The sequence below is a fragment of the Natronomonas sp. genome (genome assembly GCF_046710025.1).
Classification (GTDB): Archaea; Halobacteriota; Halobacteria; order Halobacteriales; family Haloarculaceae; genus Natronomonas.
The window spans coordinates 1-9,171 of sequence record NZ_JBKEGK010000093.1; the positions used below are offsets into that span (position 1 = coordinate 1).

General features: G+C 64.6%; 9 protein-coding genes. 4 read left to right on the forward strand and 5 right to left on the reverse strand.

The annotated features are described in order from the left end of the window. The coding region (locus tag ACI944_RS07885; protein WP_411718506.1) for a D-2-hydroxyacid dehydrogenase at positions 1 to 835 on the forward strand (835 nt) is incomplete at its 5' end. 6 nt (positions 836 to 841) lie between these two features. On the opposite strand, the gene ACI944_RS07890 is transcribed toward ACI944_RS07885, so the two are convergent. Next, positions 842 to 1,213, reverse strand: coding sequence for a VOC family protein (locus ACI944_RS07890; RefSeq protein WP_411718507.1), 372 nt, complete (start codon positions 1,211 to 1,213; stop codon positions 842 to 844). 130 nt (positions 1,214 to 1,343) lie between these two features. Then, a complete protein-coding gene (locus ACI944_RS07895; RefSeq protein WP_411718508.1) occupies positions 1,344 to 3,566 on the reverse strand; it encodes a CDC48 family AAA ATPase in 2,223 nt (740 codons plus the stop codon). A 181-nt stretch (positions 3,567 to 3,747) separates the two neighbouring features. Here ACI944_RS07895 and ACI944_RS07900 point away from each other — a divergent pair, with 181 nt between their 5' ends. After that, positions 3,748 to 4,041, forward strand: a complete 294-nt coding sequence (locus ACI944_RS07900; RefSeq protein ID WP_411718509.1) for a hypothetical protein — start codon at positions 3,748 to 3,750, stop codon at positions 4,039 to 4,041. Positions 4,042 to 4,097: 56 nt separating this feature from the next. After that, positions 4,098 to 4,322 carry a hypothetical protein gene (locus ACI944_RS07905; RefSeq protein ID WP_411718510.1) on the forward strand — a complete coding sequence of 75 codons (225 nt, stop codon included), beginning with the start codon at positions 4,098 to 4,100 and terminating at the stop codon, positions 4,320 to 4,322. Between the two features lie 179 nt (positions 4,323 to 4,501). Here ACI944_RS07905 and ACI944_RS07910 read toward each other — a convergent pair whose 3' ends face one another. The 3 genes from ACI944_RS07910 to ACI944_RS07920 form a co-directional block, all read right to left on the reverse strand. Then, on the reverse strand, positions 4,502 to 5,599 hold the full coding sequence (locus tag ACI944_RS07910) for a sensor histidine kinase (RefSeq protein WP_411718511.1): 1,098 nt from the start codon (positions 5,597 to 5,599) through the stop codon (positions 4,502 to 4,504). 3 nt (positions 5,600 to 5,602) lie between these two features. Beyond that, positions 5,603 to 6,712, reverse strand: coding sequence for an FIST signal transduction protein (locus tag ACI944_RS07915; RefSeq protein WP_411718512.1), 1,110 nt, complete (start codon positions 6,710 to 6,712; stop codon positions 5,603 to 5,605). A gap of 210 nt (positions 6,713 to 6,922) precedes the next feature. Then, positions 6,923 to 7,972: an Lrp/AsnC family transcriptional regulator gene (locus ACI944_RS07920; RefSeq protein ID WP_411718513.1), complete on the reverse strand. Its 1,050-nt coding sequence runs from the start codon at positions 7,970 to 7,972 to the stop codon at positions 6,923 to 6,925. A 102-nt stretch (positions 7,973 to 8,074) separates the two neighbouring features. Between ACI944_RS07920 and ACI944_RS07925 the strand changes: the two genes are divergently transcribed. Then, positions 8,075 to 9,139: an anthranilate phosphoribosyltransferase gene (locus ACI944_RS07925; RefSeq protein ID WP_411718514.1), complete on the forward strand. Its 1,065-nt coding sequence runs from the start codon at positions 8,075 to 8,077 to the stop codon at positions 9,137 to 9,139. The last annotated feature ends 32 nt before the right edge of the window (positions 9,140 to 9,171 follow it).

Here is a 9,171-nt window from a genome sequence, read left to right on the forward strand (position 1 = left end):
AACGCCGGACGAGGAACGCGAGTTGATCGCCGACGCCGACGTTGCGACGGGGCTCGACGTTCGCCCGTCGATTCTTGCGGGCGCCGACGCGCTTCGGGTGTTCGCGTGCGCGTACGCCGGCACGGATCACCTCCCGTTGGACGCCCTCGCCGACCACGATATCGTCGTGACGAACGCCGCCGGCGTCCACACCCCGAACGCGGCCGAGCAGGCTATCGGGTCGATGCTGGCGTTCTCGCGGCGGCTCCACGAGGCCGCCCGGACCGACGAGTGGCAACCGGTCTCGCCGGGCGAACTCGCCGGCTCGACTATTACGATCGTCGGGCTAGGGGCCATCGGAACCGGAATCGCCGAGCGGCTCGACCCCTTCGGCGTCACTACGGTCGGCGTGCGCCGTAGCCCCGAATCTGGCGGGCCGACCGACGAAGTGATCGGCCCCGAACGGCTTCACGATGCCCTATCGCGAAGTGAATTCGTCGTGCTGTGTTGTCCGCTCACCGAGTCGACGCGTGGGCTTATCGACGCCGAGGCGCTCGCGACGCTTCCGCCCGAGGCCGTACTCGTCAACGTCGCCCGCGGCGAAGTAGTCGAGACAGACGCCCTCGTCGAGTCCCTCCGCCGTGGGTGGATCAGGGGGGCCGTCCTCGACGTGACCGACCCCGAACCGCTGCCGGACGACCACCCGCTATGGGGACTTGACGATGTCCTTATTACGCCGCACTCGGCCGGCGCGACGCCGAACTATTACGAGCGCCTCGCGGACATCGTCGCCGACAACGTGGGGCGGCTCGACGCCGGCGAGACACTCCGCAACCGGGTTCGGATCCAAAACTAGGTCGGGTTACTCGAGCGGCTCGATCAACTCGACCGCGTGGCCGTCGGGATCGAGCACGAACGCGGTTCTGGCCCCTGCGGCGGGCTGGTCTCCCGGCTCCTTTCGGACGCCGTGATGGTCGATCGCCTCGAAGGCCGCATCGACGTCGTCGACCTTCACCGCGAAGTGGTCCCATTGGTCGCCGTCCTCGCTCGGGGTCTGCCCTTCGGTGTCCGAAAGCTGGAGTTCGACGCCGTCCTCGTCGGCGACGTAGCGGTTGACCGTCTCGCCGTCCTCGGTTTCGAAGCCCCACGACTCCTCGAACTCGAGATTCTCCGTGTACCACTCGACGGATCGTTCGACATCCGAGACGTTCAGGCAGGTGTGTAGAATCACCATACCGAAACGCCGGTCGGACCGGTCATAACGGCGACGGTTCGGCGGCGCGGGACCGCGATCACGTTCGAAGACCGTCGATGCAGATACCAGGGCAAAATCCCGTCGATGCGGCTAACGGGGAAAAAGGCCGTTACTGGAAGCCGATCCGGCCGCCGCTCTGTTGGCGGCCGTCCGGGCTGCCGCCGCGGAACTGATCTTCGACTTCGTCGTAGTATTCGCTGATGTCCTCGGTGATCGTCGGGCGGACGGACTCAAGTGCCTGCCTGAAGTGTCGCATCTCCACGGCGTCGGCGGCGTCGTCCTCCCGGAGCGCCTCGATGGCGGCCTCGCGGGCGATCGATTCGAGGTCCGAACCCACGTAGCTGCCGGTCATCTCAGCGATCTCGCGGAGACTCACGTCGGGCGCGAGCGGCGTCTCCTCGGTGTGAATGCGGAGAATCTGCTCGCGACCCTCCGTGTCGGGCTCGCCGATCATGACGAGGCGGTCGAACCGGCCCGAACGGATGAGCGCCGGGTCGATCATGTCGGGGCGGTTCGTTGCGCCGATCACCATCACGTCGTCCATGTCCTCGAGGCCGTCGAGTTCGGTCAACAGCTGGTTGACGACCCGCTCGGAGACGTTCGAGCCGACTTCGCCGCCGCGTCCGGGCGCGAGCGAGTCGAGTTCGTCGAAGAAGATCACCGTCGGCGCGACCTGTCTGGCCTTCCGGAACGTCTGTCTGATAGCCTTCTCGCTCTCGCCGACCCACTTCGAGAGCAACTGTGGGCCGCGGACCGAGATGAAGTTCGCGTTGGTCTCGTTGGCAACGGCCTTCGCGATGAGCGTCTTGCCAGTGCCGGGCGGGCCGTACAACAGCACCCCTGCGGGCGGGTTGATCCCCATCCGATCGAATTTTTCGGGGCTGTTCATCGGCCACTCGACGGACTCCTTGACCTGGTTTTTCTCGTCCGTGAGGCCGCCAACGTCGTCCCACGACATCTTCGGCAACTCGACGAGCACCTCCCGCATCGCCGAAGGGTCGACCTCGTTCAGCGCGCTACGGAAGTCCGTCCGCTTGATTATCATCCGGTCGATGAGACTCGGCGGGATGTCCTCCTCGTCGAGGTCGATCTCGGGGAGGTACCGGCGAAGCGCCTTCATCGCGGCCTCCTTGGTGAGGCTCTCGATGTCGGCGCCGACGAAGCCGTGGGTCTCATCCGCCATCGTGTCCAAGGAGACGTCGTCGGCCAGCGGCATCCCGCGGGTGTGGATCTGGAGGATCTCCTTGCGGCCGGTCTCGTCCGGGACGCCGATCTCGATCTCGCGGTCAAAGCGGCCGGGGCGTCGGAGCGCGGGATCGACGGCGTCGACGCGGTTTGTCGCCGCGATGACGATGACCTGCCCCCGGGACTCCAAGCCGTCCATCATCGTCAGCAGTTGGGCGACGACACGGCGTTCGACCTCACCGGTCACGTCCTCGCGCTTGGGCGCGATGGAATCGAGTTCGTCGATAAAGATGATCGAGGGCGACTCCTCGGTCGCGTCCTCGAAGATCTCTCTCAACTGCTGTTCGGACTCACCGTAGTACTTCGAGATGATCTCCGGGCCGGCGATCGAGAAGAACGAGGCGGACGTCTCGTTGGCGACGGCCTTCGCCAACAGCGTCTTGCCCGTACCGGGCGGGCCGTGCAGCAGGACCCCCTGTGGCGGCTCGATGCCGAGCTTCTTGAATATCTGGGGGTGTTTCATCGGCAATTCGACCATCTCGCGGACGCGCTGGATCTCGTTTTGGAGGCCGCCGATGTCCTCGTAGGTGATCCCGCCGCCCGTCTTCTCGAAGCCGGCGATCGGCTCCTCGCGGAGTTCCACCTCCGTGTCCTCAGTGACGAGACACACCCCGTCCGGGTCAGTCTCGACCGCGATGAGCGGGATCGCTTGTCCCGGTGAGCGCATAAACGGGTGATTCGTCGAGGACATGACGGGAACGATGTCGCGCTCGACGACCGGTCGTTTGAGTATCTGCCGTTTGACCATCCCAGCGGCGTCGGAGCCGAACTGCACCGACGCCTCCTCGGGCGGCGCGAGAACGAGCTTGTCGGCCTTCGTCGCCTCGGCCTTCCGTATTGTGACGCGCTCGCCGATGCCGACATCAGCGTTCTGTCTGGTGAAGCCGTCGATCCGGACCGTGTCGGTGTTCCAGTCCTGTCGGTCGGCCCGCCAGACCTTCGCGGCCGTCGTCTCCGCGCCTTCGATCTCGATTATATCACCCGGCGACAGCTTGAGGTGGAGCAGGGTGTCGGGATCGAGGCGTGCGATCCCCCGCCCGGAGTCGTTGGGGTACGCCTTCGCGACCTCGAGTTGAACCTCGTTCATCCTGATATATATACTCAGATCCGCCCGGAGATATGCTTTTTGCTCACGACACCCCCGGCCTCGTGCTCCGATGGGGCGTGCGAGCTTTTGCGAGGGGACCGGCCGGTGCCGTGGCTCGGCGTTCCCCGCCCGCGAGAGACTCCGACATCGTTTTGACCGTCGGGTCGGTATCGATGTTCGAATGATAGAGCGGCTGGCGAGACAGCTCGGGAAAGAGGAGCGGGACCTTCTTGTTCTGGAGGCCGTGCTTTCGCAGTACCCGGTTGGGATCGCTGGGATCGCCGAGGAGGTCGGTATCGACGAGTACAAAACGAGGTACTCGCTCCGAATGCTCGAGGACGACGGGCTCGTCGACCCGACGCCGGACGGAGCCGTCCCGGCAGAGGGTATCGACGGGCACATCGAGGAGATCAACAACGGCCTCGACGGTCTTGCCGAACGTGTCGAAGAGCTCAAGCGATACGGCGCCGAGTGACGGTCGGCGCCACCGGAAACCGGAAGGCTCGAAACGGCCGCCCGACTACAGGCTATATGTCGATCCTCGACGCGGACGCCGACCTCCCCGGTTGGGTCACGGGCGTGGTGTTGCTCACGGGGACGATTTCGGTCGCTGGCGTGACGGACTATCTGTTGACGGGCGCCGGCTACGACATTGCCGGGACCGCCGTCTGGGCGCTGTGTTACGCCGGCGCGCTCGCCACCGTCTGGGTCATCTGGCTGCGCGACATCGAGTTCACCGGGCCTGAAAACGGGTAGTGATTTGTATACATCATCAATTGCGTATATACTTCGACGAATTACTCGTACGTTTGCCGGGGACCTGATCGCGGACTAGCATCGCCCGTGAGCGCTTTCGTCCCATTGCTCCCGACGGAGAGTTATATATACGTCTTACTCCACGTTGTTGGCACTGCTCCCGTGGTTACACCCGAGAGTCACGACTGCGAATCCGAGGCCGACGGCTCGGTTTCGACGCCGAGGACCTCGATGCGGGCGCCGCCCTCGGCGCTCTCCGTAACGCGGAGCGCCCAGCCGTGCGCGTCGGCGATCTCGCGCACGATTGTCAGCCCGAACCCGCTGCCGTCGGTCGCCGTGCTGTGGCCCAACCCGAACACCGCGTCCCGCTCCTCGGGCGGGATGCCGGGGCCGTCGTCGGCGACGTAGAACCCTTCGTCGCCCACTGATCCGATCTCGACGCGCGCCTCCGGCCCGCCGTGTTCGACGGCGTTGTCGAGCAGGTTTTCCAGCAACTGCTGAAGCCGGGTGGGGTCCGCGACGATAATAGGATCGTCGACGAGGGTCGCCTCCGACCCCGGCGTGTTGACGACGCCCCAACATCGCTCGAACGCCGTCCTGAGTTCGATCGGGCGCGTCTCGTTGAGCGTTCGCCCCTGTCTGGCCATCGTGAGGAGGTCGTCGATGAGCCGGTCCATCCGGTCGACCATCTCGGCGGCGGTCTCGAGGTGGTCGTCGTCGGTCTCGGCGCGAGCCAGTTCCAGACGGCCGTTGAGAACGCTCAGCGGGTTTTGGAGGTCGTGGGAGACGGCTCGCACGATCTGTTCGAGCCGCTCGTTCTGCCGGTCGAGTTCCTCGATGACCCACCAGTTGCAAGCGTTCGCCAACTTGTCGTTCACCCGCCGCAACGCCGAGACTACCCGCTCGCGAAGTGGCTCGCCGTCCTTTCGAAGGACGAGCACGCCAAACCCCTCAAGACGCATGATATAGACGTACTGGTCGTCGGGGTGCGATTCGACGATCGGAAACGCCTCGGCGCGATCGTCCTCGGGGAGTCGCTTGCGGACCGATCCGATGAGGTCGGCGATCCGAGCGTGTTCCGGGACCGACCCGACCAACTCGTGTGAGACAGTCCCGCTCGGTGCCGTTTTCCGCTCGAGAACAGCGGCGGCAGAGCAGTTGAGCTTCGTGAGATACGTCGAGATCGCGCTCTCGACGGTCGTCTCGAGGTCTTCTTCCGGTTCGATCGAGAGCGCGATCTCGTAGAGCACTTGAATCTCAGTTTCAGAGAGCCCCACGGATTAGCCCTCCTCGAATATGGCGGTAACAGCGGTCTTGTTGTAGAACTCGAGATTTCCCCGTCCATCGTTGGCGATCTCGCCGATGGTCAACGCCCCAAAGTCTGGGTGACCGTCGTCGCCCACGGCGGCGAGTTCGCGCTCGAAGTCGTCTTCAAGATACAGTACTCGCGAGATGCAGTCGAAAAGCAGGACACACCCATCCCCAGTCGCGTCCCGATCCGCCGTAGCGGTTCGGTATGTCTCCTCTACAGCCGAGATCAACGAGTCGGGATTGCCATTGAGCACGTGTACCATCTCGCCCTCGGACACGTCGCCGAAGCATCGAAGCGAGCCGTCGTCGGTGACCGCGTGCGGATCTCTAACGATTCGCTCACCCCCGAGGCGGCTGATGCCGAACGGATAGGACTTGGCGATCTCGAAGAACTCCTGCCGGTTGAGGTCACGCCCCGAATCCGCCTCGACGGCGCGTTTGTACACCTCGAAGGCCGGCCGATCCGCGAGTGACGACACCGTCCGCCCGGACGACTCGGTGACCCGAAACGGCCCGGCAACGTCCTGCCAGCCGTGTTTGACGCCGACGCCGGTCGAGGCCTCGACGGTCGCGAACACCGCCGCATCCCTCACGAGCCCCCTACCGGTCACCAGACACTGTCGTCGGCCGTACTCAAGGGTCCCCGCACCCCCGCCGACAAAGTCGTACTCAAGACCATACCTGCTGAACAGGGTCCGGGTCAACGCCCCGATCTGATCGGCGAAGGCGTCGACGAACACGAACGCCGATCGGCCGGGCGCCACCTCGTCGGGTAGCGCGGCCCCGAACGACCTCTCGGGGTCGTCGAGTCCGGTGATCGTCGTCACGTCCGGGCGGACGGAGAGGCCGGCGACTACCGCGCCTTCGGCGAACGCTTCGCCCTCGTAGACGACTTCGGGAAAAACGCCGCCGAACACCGGCGTCGAGAGATCACACAGCACCGGGTTCAGCGCTTCCGGCGTCGGCTCGCTTCCGGCCGCAATGAACGCCGTGATCCCTCGGATCGACTCCCGGGCGTCGAAGTCCTGAAGCGCTCCGATGAGTTCCCCATCGGCGTCGCCGACCAGTCGTGACTCCATATACGGATACATAGCCGCGTGTTGGTTTTTATACTTGCGTGCGGTAATCGCGCGATCCCATGGGAAAATTTATATGCGAAACCATCGCATCCGGTGGTATCCCTCTATCAGCTCGCCCCCGTGTGCTCCTCGTGAGCGGCGTTGTTCCACAGCAACAGGGCGATTGGCCCCGTCCCGATCGGGATCGCAACCGCGAACCGACGGCGGCTGTCACTCCCCGCCAACGATCTCCTCGTAGCGCGCGCCGGTCTGTTTGAGGGTCTCGGTGGAGTACAGCCGTTCGTGCTCGAAGGCGAGGTGTTCGGCCGCCAACTCGTCGATCTTCCCGTCGACCGCCTCAGGGTCGCGGCCGTGGATCATGGTGAAGAGGTTGTACTCCCATCCCTGTTCGGGGCGCCGGGGACGGTGATAACAGAGCGTCACGTAGGGGAGTTCTCCGACCGCCTCCCCGAGGGCGTCGAGGTCGTCGTCGGGAACGTCCCAGACGACCATACAGTTCGAGTCGAACCCCGTTACGATGTGATTGACGACGCAGCCGATTCGCTTGATGCAGCCGTTCGCCGAAAGCCGGTCGATCGCACTCAGGATGTCTGCGACGGGCGCGTCGACCGCGGCGGCCACGTCCCGGTAGGGAGTCTTCGAAAGGGGAAACCCCTCCTGAATCGCGAGGATGAGTCGCCGGTCGAGTTCCGAGAGATCCGCGGCCGCCGTCTCGGAGATCCGCGTGGCGTCGACGGTGGTCGATTCGGTCGACTCCCGGGCGAAGCGATCGCCGTTGACCACGGGAAACTCGAGGTCGATATAAAAGTCCGTCAGCATCGGGAGTACCAGCACCGAACAGCCGGTTTCGGATTCGATCTCAGAGACGATCCGATCACGCGTCTCGAGTGATCCGGCCGTGACGACGAACCACATATTCCACTCGTGATCGCGACGGTAGTTGTGGTTCACCTGCCGGTGACCGTTAATGACCTCGGCGATCTCGTCGAATCGGTCCTCCGGCGCGCGAACCGCCGCCAGCGTTGAGGAGCCGATGACCGGTGGGTTGAGTACCGCCCCGAACCGGCGGAATATACCCGCTCCTCGGAGCCGTTCAACGCGTTCGAGCGCCTCCGCCTCGTCGATCCCAAGCGCCTCACCGACCTGTCGGAACGGCCGCTCTGCGACCGGGAACTCCGACTGGTAGTCGTCGATGATCGCTGCGTCGGTCGCGTCGATATCCGCTCGCCAATCGTCGTCATCGGTGACCGGCGCGCTCATTGTCCAACGTACGGGATAGGGGGTTTAGTTTTCGTCGGTCCCGAACGGCCTCGCCGCCGCTCGATGGAACGGGTTTTTGTCCCATAAGCCACAACCTACTGTATGGCACAAACGACGGAACGATACGGCGAGTGGCCGCTGAAACGCCTGATGACCGAGGTCGTCGGCTCGGGTCATAAATCCGCCGACGACATGACGCGCGAGCAGGCGAGCGAGGCCCTCAAGCGGATTCTCGACGGCGAACCCGATCAGACGACACTCGGGGCGTTCTGGCTCGCGAACCGCTGGAAGCGCAACACCCCAAAGGAACTCGCCGCCTATATCGACGTGATGGCTGACGGCGTCGAGACGGCCGAACCCGAGTGTGATCCCGTCGACTGCGGGGCGAACTACGACGGGAAGGGCCGGACCGCTCTACTCGGGGTCGCCTCGGGACTCGTCGCGGCTGCGGCCGGGACGCCGGTGGTCGTCCACTCCGGCGACCGCGTGCCGACGCAAAAACAGGACGCCTACAAGCACGTTCTCGACGAGCTCGGCGTCCGGACCGAACTCGCCTCCGAGGAGTCGGCCGAGATGGCTGACGAGGTCGGGTTCGGGTTCTACTATCAGCCGAAATTCAATCCCGGTGTCAGCGCGCTCTCGGATCGCCGCGACAAAATGGGTGTCCGGACCTTCGTCAACACTATCGAGACGCTTGCAAACCCCGCCGGCGCGTCCGTCCACCTCGGGAGCTTCTATCACCTGCCGTACGCCAAGCGGATCATCGACACCTTCGACACGTCGACGACCTCGGACGTCGAACGGGTCGTGATGTTCCAGGGACTGGAGGGGTACGACGACGTTCGTCCCGGCTCCACGAAGGTCGCCGTCTGGGATCACGGCGGCGAACTGACCGACTTCGAGATCGAAACACCCAAATACGGGATGGACTTCGAAAGCGATGATCTCGGCGTCGACGATGTCGCGGCCGAGTCAGCGGCGATCACCGAGGAGATTCTCCGTGGCGAGCGCGACGACCAATTCGCCGACGCGGTCGCGGTCAACGCCGCCCTTCGGATCCACGCCCGTGGCGATGCGGCTGACATCGAGTCCGGACTTGAGAGGGCGCGAGACACCATGGCGTCGGACGAGCCGGCGGCACGACTCGACGCACTCCGGTCGTTCTAGCGGACCCGAAGTGAGTAGGCGATTGTCGAAAG